Genomic DNA, 18,877 nt, shown 5'->3' with positions numbered 1-18,877 from the left:
CTGCTCATCCGTCAACCAAAACAGGTCGCTCATTCTGGTCTCCTTGCGGAGCCTGAATCAGATCACGACGCTCACATCAATGGGTCCTGACCCTACGACGTGTCGTCGCTGCGCGCCGTCGTCCACGCCGCCGCGCCTTGTCCGGTGCCGGTCAAGCGAGCGATGATCGACTGGTTCGGCCCGGTGATCCACGAATATTATTCCGGCACCGAAAGCTGCGGCATTACCGCATTGTCCAGCGCGGAATGGTTGCGCAAGCCGGGGTCGGTCGGGCGGGCGGTGCTGGGCACGCTGCACATCACGGACGACGACGGAAAGAGTTGCCGGTCGGTGCGACTGGCAACGTCTATTTCAGCGACGGTCCCGCCTTCCGCTACCTCAACGACCCCGCGAAGACCGCTACGGCGCACGACCATCGTGGTTGGGCGACCTTGGGCGATATCGGGCATGTCGACGACGACGGCTATCTGTTCCTGTCGGACCGCAAGAGCTTCATGATCATTTCCGGCGGGATGAACATCTATCCGCAGGAGATCGAGAATCTGCTCGTCACCCATCCAGCGGTGGCGGACGTCGCGGTGATCGGCGTGCCGTGCGAGGAGATGGGGGAGATGGTGCTGGCGTTGGTCCAGCCCGCGCCGGACGTGGTCGCCGATGCCGCGCTTGCCGCGGATCTGCGCAGCTTCGCGCGCGCCGCGCTGGGGAGTGTAAAGACCCCGAAGCGCATCGATTTCGTGGCCGATCTGCCGCGCGAGCCGACCGGCAAGCTGGTCAAGCGCGCGCTGCGGGAGCGCTATGCCGGTTGTGTGGCGGCAAGTTCGGCAGCGGCCAGTTCCTTGAGCGGCCGCGTCTTGTCGGCGAGCGCCTCAATGGGCACCCGCGTGCCCGCAAGCACGAGGGCACGGCCCTGCACATAGTCGCGCACCGCATTGACCGCGTCGATCGCGATGACACGTCCCTTGCGCAAATAGATCACCGAGAAGCTGCGCTCTTCGGGGTTCCCGCGCACCACCGCCTGGTCGAAGCCTGAGGATAGACCGACCGTCTGCAACTTGAGGTCATATTGGTTCGACCAGAACCATGGCACTGCTTCATAGGCGGCCTCACGCCCGACGATCGCGCGCGCGACGACGCTCGCCTGATCGTTGGCATTCTGGACCGATTCCAGGCGGATCGTGGCGCCGTCTGCGAACCGGTTTGCGTGCGCCGCGCAGTCGCCGATAGCGTAGACCTGGGGCAGGGTGGTGCGACAACCTCCGTCGACTTCTACGCCACTCCCTGTCTTCGCGCCCGCCTTGGCCAAGGGCGCGATCGACGGGACGATGCCGATGCCGACGATCACCATATCGGCGTGTAGCAGCTCGCCGCTTGCCAGCCGCACGCCGCTGACGCGCTTATCGCCTTCGACGCAGTGCACTGCGGCGCCCAACAGCACGCGCACGCCATGCGCGCGATGTTCCGCCTCGTAGAAGCGCGACAGAGGCTCGCCCGCCACCCGCGCCAGTACGCGGTCGAGCGCCTCCACCAGCGTCACCGACTTGCCGAACTTCGTCAGCGCCGCCGCCGCTTCCAGCCCGATATAGCCGCCGCCAACGATCACCACGTCGCGCGTGTCGGGCAGTTCCGCCAACAACCGGTCAACATCTGCGCGCGTCCGGACGCTGTGCAGCCCGTCGAGGTGATTGCCATCGCAGGTCAGCCGCCGCGGCTCACCGCCGGTCGCCCAGATCAGCGCACCATATCCGATCATCTGGCCGTCATCGGTGAGGACGGTCAACGCCGCGGCGTCGACCGTCTCTACGCGCGTGCCAAGCAGCATGGTCACGTCGCGCTCTTCCCAGAAAGCAACGGGGCGGATCAGGATGCGTTCGAACGATTTGTCGCCCGCCAGATATTCCTTCGACAGCGGTGGGCGTTCGTAGGGAAGTTCCGGCTCCGCCCCGATGATCGCGATGGAACCCCCGAACTTCTCCTGCCGCAGCGCAATCGCCGCGGCGGCCCCGGCATGACCGCCACCGACGATCACGACATCATAACGGGCTTCGCTCATGGAATCAGTACCACCTTGACGCAATCACCGCGCTTCTGCGCCGCGATCGCCGCATTGATCTCGGCCAGCGGGAAGGTCGTGACCAGCCGATCGAACGGGAACCGCCCGGCGCGATGCGCCGCGATCAGCTCCGGGATGAAGGTTTGGGGATCGCTATCGCCCTCCATGATCCCGATCACGCGCTGGCCATAGGTGATCATGCCGGCGATGTTAATGGCAAGCGCATCGTCGGCCTTGGGCGGCACGCCCACCAGCCCGAGCATCCCGCGCGGGGCGAGCGCCGCCAGTGCCGCGTCGATCGCCGCAACGCGCCCGCTGGTGTCGAATCCAAAGTCGACACCAGCGGGCAGGATTGCGCGGATCGCCGCAGTGACGTCGCCCGCCGCCGGGTCGATCACATGCGTCGCGCCGAGATCGCGCGCGAGTTGTCGCCGCGCGGCGACCGGTTCGACCAGAACGATCGCCGCGCAGTCGCGTAGCACCGCGCCCATCACCGCCGCCAGCCCGACCGGACCGCCGCCGATGATCGCAATTGACGATCCCGCCGGACACGCCAGCGAGCGCATGACGCCGCCCGCACCGGTCTGAAATCCGCACCCCAACGGGCCGAGGATCGCCAGCGGCGCGTCCGGGTCCGCGACCTTCACGACGTTGCGCGCCCGCACCAACGTGCGCGCGGCGAAGCTCGACTGGCCGAAGAAATGTGACGACACCGCTCTTCCCTGCGCCGAGAAGGCGGACGATCCATCGCCCAGCCGCGCACCGGCGTAATTTAGCGGTGGAAACTCCGTGCAATAGCTTGGCAACCCATCGTCGCAGCGTGCGCAATGCCCGCAGCTGGAGAAGCCCAGCACGACCCGGTCGCCGGCTTCGAGTCCGGTTACGTCAGCACCGACCGCCTCGATCACGCCCGCGCCTTCGTGCCCCAGCACAGCGGGCAACGGATAAGGAATGAACTGGTCGCGAAACACCAGATCGGTGTGGCGAAGCCCGACACCCGCGATCCGCACCAGCACCTCGTCCGCGCGCGGCGCCTCCAGATCGAGCGTTTCGATCGTGAAATCGCCATGCGGCTGGCGCGCGACGGCGGCGATGGTCTGCATGAAAATTTCCTATTGAATAGTCTGTCGCCAGCCGCTCGGCGTTTGGCCGGCATAGTGGCGGAACGCGCGGGTGAAATGGCTCTGGCTGGTGAAGCCGAACTGGTCGGCGATGGCGGCGATCGACAGGTCGGACGCACCGAGCAGATCCTGCGCTCGCTCAAGCCGCGCCTTCATCACATATTGGTGCGGCGTGATGCCGGTTGCCCGCTTGAAGAAGCAACAGAAGTGCGAGGGCGTCAGACCTGCGCGTACGGCGAGCGCCTCCAGGGGATGCGCGTCTTCCGGCCGCGCGAGGATCTCGTTCATGATCTGGTGCATGCGATAGGCGGAAAAGTCGGCGATGGGGAACGCATCGTCCCCGGTCGGTGTGGTTCCACGCAGCGTATGCGCCCGCAGCGCGTCGAGCAGCGTGCCAATGTAGGCCACCCGTTCCTGCGTCGGGGCGGCGTAGAGTTCGCCCAGGATCTGCCGGGTCAGCGCGATGCCAAGCGGATCGGCAAAGGCGAAGCGCATCGCGCGGAACTGATCGACCGCGCTCTGCTGCGTCAACTCGCCCATCGGCACCGACACGGTCACCACATCCAGCTCGCCGTCGATCCTCCAGCCGGTGCTGACCCCGGCGGGCACGATCGTTGCGCAGCCGGGGATCGAGCGCGACTGGCTCAAATGATCCGCTTCCCACAGCCGGGTATCGGGCTTTCCGCCGACGTGCACCACGAAAACCGGATCGACCAGTGCCGGCAGTTCGTAGCTGCCGATGAACTGTCGCCAGCGCGCGAACTGCCAGGCGCCGATGTTGACGCTGCGATCGGGCGTACGCCCCAGCGTTATGGCGATGATTGTCTCGTTGCTGGGCACGGCCGACACCTCCCTCTCCCTCATACAGGCCGCAGGATGACGTCGAGGTTCTTCAGGCCGTTGATGAAGTTCGACCGGAACCGCCGCGGCGGCGCTTGCACCTCAAAAGATGTAACACGGTCGGCGAGCATGTCGAACGCGATGCGCAACTGCATCTCGGCCAGGCGTGATCCGATTCAGACGTGCTGGCCGGCACCGAAGCCGACGTGCTGCGCCCCCTTGCGACGCACGTCGAACCGGTCGGCATCGGGGAACACGCGCTCGTCGCGATTGGCAGAGATGTACCACATCGCCACCTTTTCCCCTTTGGCGATCCGCCGCCCGCCGATGACCGTGTCCTGCATCGCGGTGCGGCGCATGTGCATTACGGGGCTGGCGAAACGAACCATCTCGGGCGCCGCGGTCTTCAGCACCTCGCGATCGGCGCGGATCGCGTTCCACTGGTCCGGATGGGCCGAGAAGGCCGCGACGCTGTGGCTGAGCGAATTGCGGGTCGTCTCGTTGCCGCCGACCAGTACCAAAATCAGATTGCCGATGAAGTCACGGAACGGCACCGGCTCGCCATCGATATCGGCATTGGCGAGCAGCGAGGCGATATCGGCCGTTGGCTGGATGCGCCGCGCAACGAACAACTCCTGTCCGAAGGCGAAGAACTCACCCAGCGTCGCGGCCATCGCTTCCGGGCTCCGGCGAAATTCCGGATCGTCCTCGCCAACGAACGCGTTGGTCCAGTCTTAGAGCTTCGGCCAAAGGTCGATCGAGACGCCGAGCAGTTCGGCGAGGGTCATCAGCGGCAGCGGTGCGGAAAGCAGCGGCACGAGATCGACCGGCTCGCCGAGCGGGATGGCGGTAACCAGCCGCGTCACACGCTCGCGGATGCGTGTCTCGCTGTCGCCGAGCCGCGCCGGCGACAGCGCGGGCATCACGAACTTGCGATATCGGGCATGGATCGGCGGATCGCGCGAAATGAAGGGGATGCCGATCGCGGACTCGCCGGCACCGGTCAACCCGACCTCGTTTTCGTTGAAAATGCGATGCCCGCCATTTTCGCGTGCCGACGAGAACAGCGCCGGCTGGCGCGACATCTCGACGATGTCGGCATGGCGCATCACCGACCAGAAGCCTGCACCATCACGCTCCGGCCTCCAATGGACGGGATCGTCGTGGCGCAGTGCCGCGAACGTCTCCCACGGCACCCTGGCTTCGTAGAGCGCGGGATCCTTTAGGTCGGGGGTCAGGATCGTCGCCATCAGAATGCCACCCGTATCGAGCCGCCATAGGTGCGCGGCGTGGAAGGGATCAAGAAATTGTACGGGAAGCCCCCGCCGCGCAGATCGAGCCCATAGGCATAGACACGCGCGTTCAAGAGGTTGCTGGCAAACGCCTTGAAGGTGACGCGTCCGGTGGTCAGCGCCGCGGTCAGATTGATCTTGGCATAGCCTTCCTGCTGCAATTCGCGGTTGTTCTGCGAGCTGCCGACCGCGTTCGTGCCGTTGAATGGCGAGAAATATTGCCGCGAGAAATAGCCGATGCTCGGCGAGATGGTCAGGCCATCGTTGCCGTTCCTGAAGAGCGATAGATCCGACCCGCCCTCTGCGGTGAAGCGCGGTGCGAACGGCAGGTCATTGCCATCCAGCACGGTGTTCTGAAGCGTCAGCGACTTGTAGGTCGAATGCAGGTACCCCGCCGCCGCGTTCAGCGTGAGCGTCGGCGACAACCGCAACCGCACCTCGCCCTCAGCGCCATATACTTCGGCCTTGGGTGCGTTGACGAGGAACGACACCGGGCCAGGTCGCCGGAGCCATAGCCGCGATTGTAGCTCGCGTAGACCAGCGTGCCGTTACCAAACGTATAGGCCAACGACACGCGGCCGGTTAGCGCATTGTTGCGCCCGTCGAGGTTGAAGCGCCCGGCCGGGTCATAGGCGCACGTACCCGCGACGCCGGAGCAGGGCACGGTCGTCGCAAGTGGCGTCTGTGGTCCGTCGATGTTGCCCGCGAAGAGATAGGCATAGCCGTCGCGATACTGGCTGCGATCCCATGTGTAGCGCGCACCCAGCGTCAGCGTCAGCGTGTCGGTCAGCTCGTAATCGCCCTGCGCGAAGATCGCCGAGGAGCGGCGCGCCTGTCGGTAATACTGGAAGAACCCCCCGTTCACGCCTGGCCCCAGCGCCTGCCCAATATTGAACATATTGTCCGTGGTGACCGTATCGTGACCGTAGAACACGCTACCCATCGCCTTCAGCCGCTCGCCGCTATAATTAAGCCGCGCCTCCTCGCTGAACTGCTCGAACTTCGATCGCCAATTGATGTCCAGCACGTCGAGCGGTGAGCCGTCAGCGGCCTGTTGCAGGTTGTGCCGCCCGCCATCGCCGGAGGTGATCGAGGTGAGTGTCAGCGTCGGCGACAGCTCATAAGCGACCGTCGCCGAGACGCCATATGCCTCGGTGCGGTTCAGTCCGATGCGGTTCTCGTCGACCTGAAAGAAGCCCAGGCCGGTGCGGTAAGCGCCGATCCCGTGGACTGCCGCCTGCGTCCCGCGGTCGCGCCCGCCATAGGCCTTGATCTTGATGTCGAGCGGACCGCCGCCAGGACGGATGCGCAGGGTCGCACGGCCCTGCAACGTGTCCTGCGAATTGGGGGCGCGACCGCCGCGAACACGTTGTCGATCTGCCCGTCACCCTTGGCGTAATTGGCGGCTACGCGCAGGCCGAGTTGGTCCTCGACCATCGTCGTTTCGATCGCACCTTGTGCGGTGAAGGTGTTGAAACTGCCGTATTCCGCCTCGGCATAGCCTTCATCGCCATCCAGCGTCGGGGACTTGATGATGAAGTTGATCGCGCCACCGGTGGTGTTGCGACCAAACAGCGTTCCCTGCGGTCCGCGCAGAACCTCGACGCGCTCCAGATCGAACAGCCCCATCCCGTGCGCGGTGCGGCCGGCGAGGTACACGTCGTCGACATAGACGCCGATTGGTGATGCTTGGTTTGAATTATACTCGTTAGCCACGCTGATCCCGCGCAACGAGCCACGCTGATCCCGCGCAACGAGAAGTTCGGCTGCGTCGTACCATAGGGGCTGCTGACCTGAAGGTTCGGCACCGCGGTGGCGAGGTTCGCGGAATTGGTGATGCCTTTGGTGGCCAGCGTATGACCGCCGATCGCCCAAATCGCGATCGGCACCTAAAGGATCGACTGTTCGCGGCGCTGCGCGGTAACGATGATGTCGCCGTCGACGCCGGGTTGCTCGGCGGCAGCGCGCTGTTCGGTAGCGGCGGGCGCCGCCGTCTGGGCAAGGGCGAGCACAGGAAATATACAGGCTGCTCCTGCGAGTAGCGCCGCGGTGGTCTTGGCCATGATAGCCTCTCCGATGGTGGGGATGCTCTGTACCGGCCTCTTCCCTCGCAGGAGGTGTAGCGCGTCGGGTGCGCGGCTGCTTTGCCTGGCCTTGTGCGGCTTTTTGACAAATTTTGCGCGCCGATCCGATCGCGCGCCGACTTCTGTTAATCGGCGTGCCGACGCGTTCCGCAATCGACGAAACCGCACAGGAGAGCGAGATGGAATTCGACGGTCCGTTCACGATGACGATCGGCGGCCTGGCGGTGACGGGCGACGCAATGTTCGACGTCGTCAATCCCGCCAACGAGGCGGTGATCGCCGCGGCTCCCGATGCCAGCCGCGCCCAACTGGATCAGGCGGTGGCGGCGGCGCGCGAGGCCTTCCCCGGCTGGGCCGCGACGCCGATCGCGGAGCGCCGCGCGCTGATCGATCGGCTGGGCGATGCCGTGATGGCGCATCTCGACGGGTTCAAGCGGCTACTGACCGCCGAGCAGGGCAAGCCGCATGACGATGCGCAGAACGAGGTCTACGGCGCGGCGCTGTGGCTGAAGGGCGCCGCGACGCTCGACCTGCCGGTGACGATTAACGAGGACTCGTCCGATCGCTACAGCGAGACGCGCCACGTCCCAATCGGTGTCGTCGGCGCGATCGCGCCGTGGAATTTTCCGATGGTCTTGGCGATGTTCAAGGTCGGGCCCGCGCTGCTGGCGGGCAATACAATGGTGCTCAAATCCTCGCCCTTCACCCCGCTGACCACGCTGATATTCGGCGAACTCGCGGCGACGATCCTGCCGCCCGGCATCCTCAACGTCGTCAGCGGCGGCGACGCGCTGAAGCCTTGGCTGACCGAACATCCCGGCATCGACAAGGTGAGCTTCACCGGATCGACCACTACCGGGCGACGCGTGATGCAGAGCGCGTCGGCGACGCTGAAGCGCGTGACGCTGGAACTGGGCGGCAACGATCCCGCGATCGTGCTGCCCGACGTCGATGTCGCGGCGGTGGCGGAGAAACTCTTCTGGGCGGCGTTCGCCAACAACGGCCAAATCTGCATCGCGACCAAGCGGATGTACGTCCACGAGGATATCTACGAGCCGCTGAAAGAGGCGATGGTCGCCTATGCGGCGACGGTGAAGGTGGGGGACGGATTGGAACAGGCGACGCGCCTCGGCCCGATCAACAATCGCGCGCAATATGAGCGCGTGCTCGACCTGATCCGGGACGCAAAGGAGCGCGGTTATACCTTCCTGACCGGCGGCGAAGTGGGGGGGGTACGCCGGGCTATTTCGTGCCGATCACGATCATCGACAATCCGCCCGAAGACAGCCGGATCGTGCAGGAGGAGCAGTTCGGCCCCATCCTGCCGCTTCTGCAGTTCCGCGACGTCGAGGATGCCATCGCGCGCGCCAACGCCAGCGATTACGGGCTCGGCGCGTCGGTGTGGGGCAGCGACGAGGATGCCGCGTTCGCGGTTGCCGAGCGGATCGCCAGCAGCACCGTCTGGGTCAACGAGACGCAGCACCTGACTCCGCTGGCCGCGTTCGGTGGCGTCAAGCAATCGGGTGTCGGGGTCGAGGGCGGTGTCGAGGGGCTGCTGGAATATACGAACTTGCAGACGTTGGTCAGGCGACGCTGATCCGTCGGCTCAAGCCCATTGGCATACGGCTTTCCGTCGTCGATGTCGGCAAACCCGCCTGATCTAGTCGCTCCGTCTCTAAGAGGGCACGAGGCTGCGGTTCGACGGCAAGGAGGTGATCGTGACCGGCGACGGGTCGGGGATCGGCGAGGCGACCGTCCGGCGATTCCCGGACGACGGCGCCTCGGTCGTCGTCGGCAATGTTCGTGCCGAGGCGATTGCCCGCGCGCTGGGCGAGATGGATGACGATCGTCACCTTGGCGTGGCCGCAACCTGACGCGCGCGGACCAACGCAAAGACATTCGCCGACGGCCTCGACCTGCGCGCCTCGTTCGGCTTCAACTACCCAATCCAGAGCGCACCGCGTATCTATGGAGCACATGTCGCCTTTCGTTTCTGAGGAGCGGCCACCAGTCCGGTGCGGGTCCCCGCAACTATCCGCATCATGACAGCGCTGACTCAACCGAAACCCTTGCTTTCGTGCGGTGAGGCCGCACGAAAACCGCGACCGATCCCCGCGCCATCCGCCCGACGGCCGGGGTGGCGGAAGAACTTGCCCTTCACACCCCCAGCCGCGTCAGCGGTATCGCCCCATTGTCACCTTCAACACCTGCGGCCGGTCGGCCAGGTTGATTCCATAGTCGGTCTGGTCGCCATTCCAGACGCGCGACGTCACCCAGCGCCCCGCATTGAACGTACCCTCTTCGACCCGCAGCAGCATTGCCCCCGGCGCCTTGTCGGTCGGCTCGATCTGTACGCGCACGTGATCTCCGACGATCAAAAACTCGTCAGTCGAGAGCTGCGCCACGGCCATCCCGCCGACCGGCTCGTTGGCCCAAGGCGCCGGATCGGCCTTGAGCCACGTCCAGTCGCGCATCCCGAACTGCCACTCGCCCCAGGACGCCCTGATCGTCCAAGCGCCCATGCGCGTCGATTGCGCGGCGCCGTCATCCGGCTTCGCAACGCCCCATGTCGGGCGTTCGTAGGCGATCCGCGCCCAATCACGCATGATCGAACCGAACATTGCATAGGTAAGCGTCAGTGGCGCCAGCGTTGCGTCGCTCAGGTCACGTGCGCCGAGCGGAAAGTTGAAATAGCCGCTCTCGTCCATGCCGAACGGCGCGTATCCGATCGCTCCGCGCCCAAGCGCGGCATAGGCATAGCGGTGGAAATCACGCGCATTGCCAACCTCCGGCACCATCAGCGCATTGTCCCCGCGCGCATATTGATCGAGATACGCGGTGGCGTTCGCGCTCTTGCGATCGTAGATGTCCGGCGCGGCAAAATCGATGTGCGGTGCCGCGGCCTTCCAGATGTCGAGCACATCCTGCTGTGGACCGCCGCTCGCCACGCCATCCGGGTCCGGGACGTTCGACGGACCGGCGAGCGCCGCATTGACGTACATCGGCAAAGGCTTGATCGCTTTGCCCGCTGCGGCAATCGCGTCGACGTAGGACGCCACGTACCACGTATTGAACGCGCGGTCGGCCTGAGCACCGAACACCTGTGACCATGTTCCGCTACGCCCGACCCGCCTGACGAGCGGCGCTGGGATGGCTTGGGCAAACAGCGCGTTCGCGGCGGGGGAATAGTCGCACGGATTACGGTAGCTGCCGGTCTCATTTTCCGGCTGAACCATGATGACGGTATGCTGCGGATCATGATCGCGCAGATATTCCATGACCTTGACGAAGGCCGCCCGGTCCGCCGGCAAGGTCGCCGCGCCATGCGGGCTCAGCACGTTGTGATCGCTACCATCGCGCTTCTTCATGCGGGGGAAACGGCGGTTGTCGAGCTTGACCCAATCGGGCGTGTACGCCGGAGACGTGTTTTTCCACGTCCCAAACCAAAGCAGCACGACACGTTTGTCGTGCGCGCGCGCTTGGTGGAGGAGTTGCTGGAGAAAGGAAAGATCGAAGCGACCTTCTTGCGGCTCGACCTGCTGCCAGGCGATCGGCACCTCGACGGTATTGGCGCGAATCCGGTCCAGGACAGGCCACGCGGTCTTTAGCGCTTCCGGATAGTTGCTCGAATTGTTGACCTGTCCCCCAAGGATCGTGAACGGCGCGCCGTCGACGATCAGGGCGTGTCGGCCATTGCGGCTCTCCATCCGTGGGATCTGCGCAGCGGCGACGTTCGCAGTCGCAAGCAGCAGCCCGGCGGCGATGGTGGTACGTCCGATCATTTCCTCTCCCCCGTCGCCTCGGTCGAGGTCGACTTGTGCGACGGAGCATCCTGCCGCAAAGGAATGGTAGCGCTACGAACGCTGAACGCAACGGGGAGTGGGTGATGATCGAGCAGGCGAACAGAGCCGGAATGACGCGTGCGTGGCGCGTCGCCTTATTGGGGGCCGCGACGCTTGGCGCCGTTCCAGCGATGGCCGCGCCGCTCGCGACGGTTGATCGCAACGGCGCGCTGGTCGCGATCGAGCCCTATGCTCCGAATATCGTTCGGGTTTCGATTGCGCTCGAACGTGCGCTTGCCGATGCCCCGCCGGGCGACGGGCCGAATGCGAGCGCCGACTTTGCCGGCTGGCAGCATCGAAACGATGCGAACGGCGACGTGTTTGCTTCCTCTGCGATGACCGTGACCGTCAAGGCGCAGCCGTGGCCGGGCGCACCGACGCAGATGCAGCGCTATTTTGCGCCGTCGTTGCCGCCGGTGTCGATCACGTTCGCGGATGGAAGCGGGCGCATGGTGACCGAGATGAAAGGCTGGGAGCGAGCCCCGCACACCGTGACCGGGGAGCAGACGTTCAAGGTCGGCGCAAATTTTTCGGTGCAGCCTGACGAGCATTTCTACGGGCTGGGGCAGAACCAGGAGGGGACGCTCGACCTGAAGGGGCGAACGATCGACTGCCGACACAATTACGATGCTCCGGCGGGTGAGACGGTGTGCGTGCCGTTCATGGTAACGAACAAGGGCTATGGGATCGTCTGGGACAATCCTTCGGCGCTGACGGTATCGGCGGGGCTCAACAACGGGACGCATTTTCAGTCGAATGTCGGGGAGCGGGTGTCGTTCTTCGTCATTACCGGATCAACCACCGACGAGCTGTACGCCGGCTATGCCAAGCTGACCGGCACCACGCCGCTGCCGCCCAAGGCGGCATTCGGGCTGATCCAGTCCAAGGCGCGGTACGAGACGCAGAAGGAACTGCTCGACATCGCCGACGGCTATCGGCGGCGCGGCTATCCGCTCGACGTGATGGTGCTCGACTGGTTCTACTGGACGCGGATGGGGCAGCTCGACATCGACCGGACCTACTTCCCGGACCCGAAGGGCATGAACGACGCGCTGAAGGCGAAGGGGATGCGCTCGATCATCAGCGTGTGGCCGCGGTTCGAAAAGGAATCGCGCTATTACGACATGCTGGCGGCCAAGGGCTGGCTGCTTCAGCACAAGGACGGTACGCCCGTCGACGGGCTGGCCGTCCGTTCCGATCGCGCGGGAGCGCTGATCGATTCGACCAATCCGGAGGCGCGTGGCTGGTTTTGGGGGAAGCTGCGCGACAATATCGCGTCGCAGGGCTTCGACTGGTTCTGGCTCGACGAAACCGAACCTGACCTCGTGCCCGATGGCTATCATTATTCGATCGGTACCGGCGACCGATTTCACAATCTATTTCCGTTGGTTCACACCGGCGGGGTCGCGCAGGGGACGGCGCGTGACCGGCCGAATTTTCGCAATTTGATTCTTTCGCGGGCGGCGTATTTGGGGGTGCAGCGGACGGGGGCGCTGTTCTGGTCGTCGGACGTGCAATCGACATGGGAAGTGCTGAAACGGCAAGTGCCTGCAGGACTTGGTTTTACCGCGAGCGGCATGGCGTATTGGAGCAGCGATACCGGTGGCTGGCAGTGGCCGAACGGCCCGGTCGCGTCGCGTCCGGTGCTGCTCGACCCGGCCGGGGCGACAGCAATGGGGCCAAATTACCCCGACTATCCCGAGTTGTTCGCACGCTGGTTCGCCTACAACAGCTTTACGCCGACGCTGCGTATCCACGGGCAACGTCCCGCGACCGCAATCTGGGAATATGGCGCGGCGGCCGAGCCGGTGCTCGCCAAATTCCTGAAGCTGCGCTACGCCTTGATGCCGTATCTCTATTCGCTGGGGTATGGCACCTACAGGACAGGTGCGCCGTTCATGCGGGCGCTGTTCATGGACTTCCCCAACGATCCGAACGTGGCGACGATCGGCGACCAGTATATGTTCGGGCCGGCGTTCCTCGTCGCCCCCGTGACCGACCAGGGCGTGACCGAGCGCAAGGTGTATTTGCCGGCGGGCGCCGACTGGTACGATTACTGGACGAACCGGCGTTACCCCGGCGGGCAGACGATCACCGCCGCGGCGCCGATCGACCAGATCCCGCTGTTCGTGCGCGCCGGGTCGATCGTGCCCTTCGGCGCGGCGGTGCCGAGCACCGCCACCAATCAGCCGTTGGAGCAGATCCGCGTCTATCCGGGGCGGAGCACCAGCTTCACGCTGTACGACGATGACGGGACAACCAACGATTACCGCACCAAGGGCGGGCGCAGCGCGACGTTGACGTGGGACGATGCGGCGGGTCGGTTGAGCGCTTCGGGGAAATTGCCGACCGGGCAGGATGCGGCGCGATTGGTGCAGGTGGTGAAGTAACGTCGCTGCTCCGGCATTTGCCGGGATGACGGACACAGGATGCCATTGCGAGCGTAGCGGAGCGATTCAGGGCTGGATCAGGACACCCTGGATTGCTTCGCGACGCTCGCAGTGACGGAGACGTTAACGGCGGCGCGGCTCTTCTCCGTCGATCGACCATTCCCACAGGCCGGCCCCCGGCGTCGCGATGGTCAGCCGCAGGTAGCGTGTACGGACCGGATGGCGCAGCGTAACCGGAGAGCCTTGATGCTCGGCGGGCGCGAGTAGCGGCGTCCATGCCTTGCCGTCGCGCGAGGCTTCGACGCCGTAGCTGTAACCGCGCGTGACGAATTCCGGGCGGATGCGGCTGCCAACGACACGCCGAACCGCGCCAAGATCTGCGACGATCGCGCCGGGCCCGCGCCAGAGCGTCGCGTAATTGTCGTCGGCAGCCTTGACCGCCGCGGGGTCGCCGACCGGTGTCCACGGCAGCCCACGATCGCGCGCGCCGGCGAAACCGGCGACCGCGCTGCCGTGCGTAGGACGGACGCGCGTCAGCGTGCCATCGGCGGCGATCGTCAGCGGGTCGACCGCCACCTGTCGCAGCACCGTGTCGCCCGATTGCGGCCACGGCAGCGCCTGACGGTGATAGAGGATGTAGCTCTGTCCCTGCGAGCGGAACACGGCGTGATGGCCGGGGCTGACGATGTCGCGCGCGGCGTCGGTCTGGAGGAGCGGACTGTTCGGCGCCTCGTGAAAGGGGCCGAACGGTGTCGCGCCGATCGCATAACGGACCTTATAGGTATCCTTGGTGGTGTTGCCGTCGCTGTAGGTCAGCAGGTAGCGACCGTTCGCCTTCACCATGAACGGTCCCTCGAAGTAATTCTCCGGGGTGACGTCGCGCGGGTTTCCATCAAAGCTGACCATGTCGGGCTTGAGCCTGACCACGAAGCAATGGCCGTTGGTCCAGTTGAGCCCCGAACCCCAGTAAAGATAGGCGCGGCCATCGTCGTCAACGAACGCCTCGGCGTCGATCATGTGATAGGCGGGAGCGAAGTCCCTGGCGATCAGGGGTTTGCCGCCGTTGGCGTCATGCCACGGACCGGCGGGCGAGGCGGCGCTGCCGACCCACACCTCGCTGCCGACCGACACGTACATATACCAGCGGCCGTTCGGCGCGCGGACCACCGATGGCGCCCAGACCTTCGAATCGCCCGAGGTCGGGCTGGTCGCTGCCGCCTTGGTCGGCCAGTTCGGCGTCGAGAAACGCCAATCGCGACCGTTGTCGGAGGTCCATAGCCCGAGGCGGTCGTCGCCCCACGGATCGATGGTCGCGAAAACGTACCAGCGAGCGCCGTCGCGCACGATCGAGGGATCGGCGAAATAGCCGGGCAGCAGCGGATTGCCCGCGCCCGGCGCGTCCCAGCGCGCAGGCTCGTCGGCGGCGAGCGTCAGTGGCGTGGCGAGCAGCAGCAGCGCGGGTGCGAAACGGTGCAAATGGGTGGTCAGGCGGGCGGTCAGGCGGGGCATGGCAGATCCTTTGCGCCGTCGCGGCGCAGGATGAGGGTGACGATGGCACGCGGCGGGGCGAGCGTTCCCGGTATGCAGGTCGCGCGGTGCGTGGCGTCGGTAACGACCATCTGCGTCGTCCAGCCGGCAGGCACCGCCAATTGCCGCGGGGTGATACCGGGGTTGACGTGCACCAACGTCAGCCGCCGGCCGTCCGGCGACAGCGCGCCGATCGTGTCGAGGTCGTCGACCGGGACCAGCCGGTCGCCGGGGCGGATGTAGCGGCTGAACTGCGCCATCGCCCAGTATTTCTGCGTGACGTGGATCGCATGCGCGGCGGTTGCTGGCGCGCGCAGGTCGGCCTTTACGAGCCCCCAGTTGCTTCCCTTCGCACCGTCGATCGTGCTGAGCGTTTCGACCGCCTGCCAGAAGACCCAGGCGGCGGGCTCCAATCGCTTGATGTCGAGTACGATATGTTCGGCCATCGCCAGCGGCGAGGCCATGCCGGCGAAATCCTCCGGGTCCTTGTCGAGCGGCGCATCATTCTCGCTCATCCACAGCCGGATGCCCGCCGCACGCGCGGCGTCGCGGACCCCGGTCTGGTGGATGTTGCCATAGCTGTGAACGTTGAGCTGCCCGATCCGCGCGCGCGTTTCGGCGGGATAGGCGGCCCAATCGGTGAGGAAGAGCACCGAATTGGTCTCGTCAGGCGCGGCGACCACGGTCTTCAGCCCCTGCGCCTTCAGCGCGGCGTCGGCGGCGTCGACCATCGCGGCCTGACGGGCCGGGCTCCAGTGCGCGCCCTCCTGCTTGTTGGCGGCGAACCAGTAATCGGTGTTGGGCTCGTTGACCGGCGACAAGGTGCGAAACGTGATGCGGTGGCGCTTCTGCAGTTCGGCGACGCTGCGCGCGAGATAGGCCGCGAAGGCGTTCTCGAAGCCGGGGCGCAGATTGTCGTCGGTCGCCTTCTCCGCCCCGGAGACGCGGCCAGAAACGGTCATGAACCACGGCGGCGAATTGGAGAATGCCTCGAAGATCGGCGTCTTCACGCGGTCGCGGATCGCATCAAGCCACCAACGCTGCCGCTGGTCCTGCGACCAGTCCCACATCGCGGGATCGTCGGCGCGCCACCAGTCGCGACCCTGTGCGCCAGAGGGTTGCCGCCAGAAGCCCGGCACCGCGCCGCCGGGGCGCAGGTAGGGCGGGGTGCCCGCGGCATTGCCGCCGCCGATATTGTAGCGCGCGATCGTCCAGCCGAGCCCGTCCTTGCCGTAGAAGAGATCGGCGAGCCGCTTGCGCTCCGGCTCCGGCCAGCCGCCGGTGACATCCGCAAACCATGCAAGCGCGGTGCCCCAGCCCTCGAAGGTGGTCGAGGGCCGGTCGACCGCCGGACGCAAGGTGACGGTGACGGCGCGCTCCTGCGCGACAATGGGGGCAGCGAGCGCGGCGAGCGGCAAGGCTGCCAGAAACAATCGACCCGAAACAGCTTTTCTCCCGCTTTTTGTATGACAATAAGCGTGAGGGCGTCGTGGTCAAGGAAGAGTGGTGACCCGCATGACGGATAACGAGAGAAGTCGGTCAGACCCTAGAAGCGATAATCATAGTCTTCGACGGGACCGCCTTCATCCTCGCGCGATGGACCGCGATCCTCGGGATAGCGTTCGACCGGAACGCGCTGGCGTGGCGCGGGCGGTTGCGGCAGTTCGATCCCCAGTTCGCGCAGCCGGTCGACCGCATCCTCGATCGACGGCTGCGCGCCGTCAATCGCGCGGCCGAATTGGTCGAGCGCGTCGCCCATATTGTCGAGCGGTGCGCCCATCTCGTCGGCCTCGGGCGCGACGACGACCGGGATGTGCAGCGCGGACATCATGAACTGCCGCCAGATCTGCGCCGGGATGCCGCCGCCGTGCAGGCCGGGGTTGGGCGTACTGTCGTCCTTGCCGACCCACACGCCGACGACGAGATTGCCCGCGAAGCCGATGAACCAGCCGTCGCGTCCGCCCTGGCTGGTGCCGGTCTTGCCGAACGCGTCGACCGGCAGATTGGCATCACGCCCGGTGCCGCGGATCGACGAGCCGAGCAGCGAGCGCATCTCGTCGCGGACCTTGGCAGGCATTTCGGTGTCGCGCCCGGCGATCTTCTCATACCAGCTCGCGTTGCGATTGCCGTCGACCCCGCGCGGCGTAACGGGATAGCGCCCGTTGGCGATCGCGGCATAGGCGCCGGTCAGTTCCAGCAACGACACTTCGGCGGTGCCAAGACCGATCGTCGCCTCGTTGGGGATCGGCGTGGTGATGCCCAGATCGCGCGCGGTCTTGATGACGTTGCGCACCCCGACCTCCTGCGTCAGCCGGGCGGCGACGACGTTCGAGGAGCGCGCGAAGGCACGGCGCAGCGTGATCGGGCCGAGATAGCGGCCGTCGTCGTTGCGCGGCTTCCATCCCGCGATCTCGACCGGGGAATCGTCGCGAACGTCGTCGGGCGTCAGCCCGGCGCGCAAGGCGGCGAGATAGACGAACAGCTTGAAGGTCGAGCCCGGCTGGCGCTTCGCCTGCACCGCGCGGTTGAAGGCGCTGGTCTTGTAATCCTTGCCGCCGACCATCGCGACGACCTCGCCATCGGGGCGCATCGCGACCACCGCCGCCTGCAGGCCGCGCAAGCTCGCCTGGCGTACGACGCGCTCGGCGGTGGATTGCAGCCCTCGGTCGAGCGTCGTCCTGACGGTCGCCTCGGTGCCCGAATCGCCCGCGACCTCACGCGCGGTCGGGAGCACCCAGTCGGCGAAATAGGTGCCGGTCGGCAATGTGTCGGTGCGCGCGGGCAATACGCGCTGCGGCTGGACGGTCGCCGCTTCGCCTTTGGTGAGGAAGCCGGCATCGACCATCGCGCCGACCACCACCGCCTGCCGCGCGCGCGCGCCCTTCAGATTGCCGGTGGGGGCGAGGCGCGACGGCGCCTTGACCAGCCCGGCGAGCATCGCCGCCTGACCGACGTTCAGCTTCTGCGGGGTGCGGCCGAAATAATGTTTCGACGCGGCGGTAATGCCGTAGACGTTGTCGCCGAAATAGACGTTCGACAGGTAACGCGAGAGAATCTCGTCCTTGCTGAGCCACGCCTCCAGCCAGAAGGCGATCATCGCCTCGCGCACCTTGCGTGCGGCGGTGCGATCCGAATCGAGAAAGGCGTTCTTCGCCAATTGCTGCGTGATCGTTGAGCCGCCCTGCCGCACCCCGCCCGAGCCGAGATTCGCCCAGGCGGCGCGGGCGATGCCGCGCGGGTCGACTCCCCAGTGCGAATAGAAGCGCCGGTCCTCGATCGCGAGAAATGCCTCGCGGACGTGCGGGGGCAGCGTCCTGGCGTCGACCGGCGTGCCGATGATCGCGCCGCGTCGGGCGATCGGCGTACCGTCGGCGGCGGTCAGCGTGATCGACGGGGGCGTCGGCGGCTTGAGCGAGCGCGATAGCGGCGCGGTGACCGCCAGCCAGATGACCGCGAGCACGAACAGCACGATCGACGCCGCCAGCCCGCGGACGATCCACTTGCCCCAGGCGATGCGGCGACGCGGCGGGCGAGGATCGCCGCCGTCGTCATGGCGCGGTGCGTCGTACCGATCGTCGTCGCGCGGCGACCCGTCATGCCACGCGCCGAACGAGGGCAGATGATCCGGCGGGGCGCCGGAATTGTCGCCGCGTGCGTGGTTGTAGCGGACACGGCCGGTGTCGTAGGGGTCGGGGCGCATGGCTGGTGGTGTCTTACGCTGATATAACAGT

At 66.0% G+C, this 18,877-nt stretch carries 15 protein-coding genes and 3 pseudogenes; 4 read left to right on the top strand and 14 right to left on the bottom strand.

The annotated features are described in order from the left end of the window. Positions 1-93 precede the first annotated feature (93 nt). A pseudogene (locus ACI2JO_RS16655) lies at positions 94-797 on the top strand (AMP-binding protein); the annotation flags it as partial. Here the strand turns inward: ACI2JO_RS16655 and ACI2JO_RS16650 are convergent. The 10 genes and pseudogenes from ACI2JO_RS16650 to ACI2JO_RS16605 all read right to left on the bottom strand — a co-directional run bounded on the left by ACI2JO_RS16650 (position 794) and on the right by ACI2JO_RS16605 (position 7,366). Next, positions 794-2,050, bottom strand: coding sequence for an NAD(P)/FAD-dependent oxidoreductase (locus ACI2JO_RS16650; protein ID WP_404721726.1), 1,257 nt, complete (start codon positions 2,048-2,050; stop codon positions 794-796). The pseudogene ACI2JO_RS16655 and the gene ACI2JO_RS16650 sit on opposite strands and share 4 nt — an antisense overlap. Next, complete coding sequence (locus tag ACI2JO_RS16645) at positions 2,047-3,153, bottom strand: NAD(P)-dependent alcohol dehydrogenase (RefSeq protein WP_404721725.1); 1,107 nt, start codon at positions 3,151-3,153, stop codon at positions 2,047-2,049. Before ACI2JO_RS16645 ends, ACI2JO_RS16650 begins: the two co-directional genes overlap by 4 nt. Positions 3,154-3,162: 9 nt before the next feature. Next, positions 3,163-4,020: a helix-turn-helix domain-containing protein gene (locus tag ACI2JO_RS16640; protein WP_404721724.1), complete on the bottom strand. Its 858-nt coding sequence runs from the start codon at positions 4,018-4,020 to the stop codon at positions 3,163-3,165. Positions 4,021-4,031: 11 nt separating this feature from the next. Continuing rightward, positions 4,032-4,166 (bottom strand): hypothetical protein, encoded by a 135-nt coding sequence (locus ACI2JO_RS16635; protein WP_404721723.1) that lies wholly within the window; start codon positions 4,164-4,166, stop codon positions 4,032-4,034. Positions 4,167-4,187: 21 nt separating this feature from the next. Next, positions 4,188-4,685 carry a cytochrome P450 gene (locus ACI2JO_RS16630; RefSeq protein WP_404721722.1) on the bottom strand — a complete coding sequence of 166 codons (498 nt, stop codon included), beginning with the start codon at positions 4,683-4,685 and terminating at the stop codon, positions 4,188-4,190. 60 nt (positions 4,686-4,745) lie between these two features. After that, the gene (locus ACI2JO_RS16625) at positions 4,746-5,261 is read right to left on the bottom strand and encodes a hypothetical protein (RefSeq protein WP_404721721.1); all 516 of its coding nucleotides are present in this window, start codon (positions 5,259-5,261) and stop codon (positions 4,746-4,748) included. Continuing rightward, positions 5,261-5,728, bottom strand: coding sequence for a hypothetical protein (locus ACI2JO_RS16620; protein ID WP_404721720.1), 468 nt, complete (start codon positions 5,726-5,728; stop codon positions 5,261-5,263). The genes ACI2JO_RS16625 and ACI2JO_RS16620 overlap by 1 nt, the downstream gene beginning before the upstream one ends. Next, the gene (locus tag ACI2JO_RS16615; RefSeq protein WP_404721719.1) at positions 5,707-6,633 is read right to left on the bottom strand and encodes a TonB-dependent receptor domain-containing protein; all 927 of its coding nucleotides are present in this window, start codon (positions 6,631-6,633) and stop codon (positions 5,707-5,709) included. Before ACI2JO_RS16615 ends, ACI2JO_RS16620 begins: the two co-directional genes overlap by 22 nt. A gap of 275 nt (positions 6,634-6,908) precedes the next feature. Next, positions 6,909-7,019: pseudogene (locus tag ACI2JO_RS16610) on the bottom strand (hypothetical protein); the annotation flags it as partial. Between the two features lie 173 nt (positions 7,020-7,192). Continuing rightward, entirely contained in the window at positions 7,193-7,366 is a 174-nt protein-coding gene (locus ACI2JO_RS16605) for a hypothetical protein (protein ID WP_404721718.1), read from the bottom strand. A 200-nt stretch (positions 7,367-7,566) separates the two neighbouring features. Here ACI2JO_RS16605 and ACI2JO_RS16600 point away from each other — a divergent pair. Next, positions 7,567-8,984 (top strand): annotated as a pseudogene (locus tag ACI2JO_RS16600) (aldehyde dehydrogenase family protein). A gap of 121 nt (positions 8,985-9,105) precedes the next feature. Next, positions 9,106-9,261, top strand: a complete 156-nt coding sequence (locus tag ACI2JO_RS16595) for a hypothetical protein (RefSeq protein WP_404721717.1) — start codon at positions 9,106-9,108, stop codon at positions 9,259-9,261. A gap of 300 nt (positions 9,262-9,561) precedes the next feature. Here ACI2JO_RS16595 and ACI2JO_RS16590 read toward each other — a convergent pair whose 3' ends face one another. Next, complete coding sequence (locus ACI2JO_RS16590) at positions 9,562-11,169, bottom strand: DUF5597 domain-containing protein (RefSeq protein ID WP_404721716.1); 1,608 nt, start codon at positions 11,167-11,169, stop codon at positions 9,562-9,564. A 131-nt stretch (positions 11,170-11,300) separates the two neighbouring features. Here ACI2JO_RS16590 and ACI2JO_RS16585 point away from each other — a divergent pair, with 131 nt between their 5' ends. Continuing rightward, the gene (locus tag ACI2JO_RS16585; RefSeq protein WP_404721731.1) at positions 11,301-13,619 is read left to right on the top strand and encodes a TIM-barrel domain-containing protein; all 2,319 of its coding nucleotides are present in this window, start codon (positions 11,301-11,303) and stop codon (positions 13,617-13,619) included. A gap of 123 nt (positions 13,620-13,742) precedes the next feature. Here ACI2JO_RS16585 and ACI2JO_RS16580 read toward each other — a convergent pair whose 3' ends face one another. The 3 genes from ACI2JO_RS16580 to ACI2JO_RS16570 all read right to left on the bottom strand — a co-directional run bounded on the left by ACI2JO_RS16580 (position 13,743) and on the right by ACI2JO_RS16570 (position 18,846). Then, positions 13,743-15,128 carry a family 43 glycosylhydrolase gene (locus ACI2JO_RS16580; protein WP_404721715.1) on the bottom strand — a complete coding sequence of 462 codons (1,386 nt, stop codon included), beginning with the start codon at positions 15,126-15,128 and terminating at the stop codon, positions 13,743-13,745. Next, a complete protein-coding gene (locus ACI2JO_RS16575; protein WP_404721714.1) occupies positions 15,116-16,579 on the bottom strand; it encodes a glycoside hydrolase in 1,464 nt (487 codons plus the stop codon). Before ACI2JO_RS16575 ends, ACI2JO_RS16580 begins: the two co-directional genes overlap by 13 nt. A gap of 113 nt (positions 16,580-16,692) precedes the next feature. Then, positions 16,693-18,846 carry a transglycosylase domain-containing protein gene (locus ACI2JO_RS16570; protein ID WP_404721713.1) on the bottom strand — a complete coding sequence of 718 codons (2,154 nt, stop codon included), beginning with the start codon at positions 18,844-18,846 and terminating at the stop codon, positions 16,693-16,695. Positions 18,847-18,877 lie beyond the last annotated feature (31 nt).

This window comes from Sphingomonas sp. NPDC079357, from assembly GCF_044901155.1.
In the GTDB taxonomy this organism is placed as follows: Bacteria; Pseudomonadota; Alphaproteobacteria; order Sphingomonadales; family Sphingomonadaceae; genus Sphingomonas.
The sequence above is the reverse complement of the archived record's forward strand: the minus strand, read 5'-3'. Positions and strand labels throughout refer to the sequence as shown.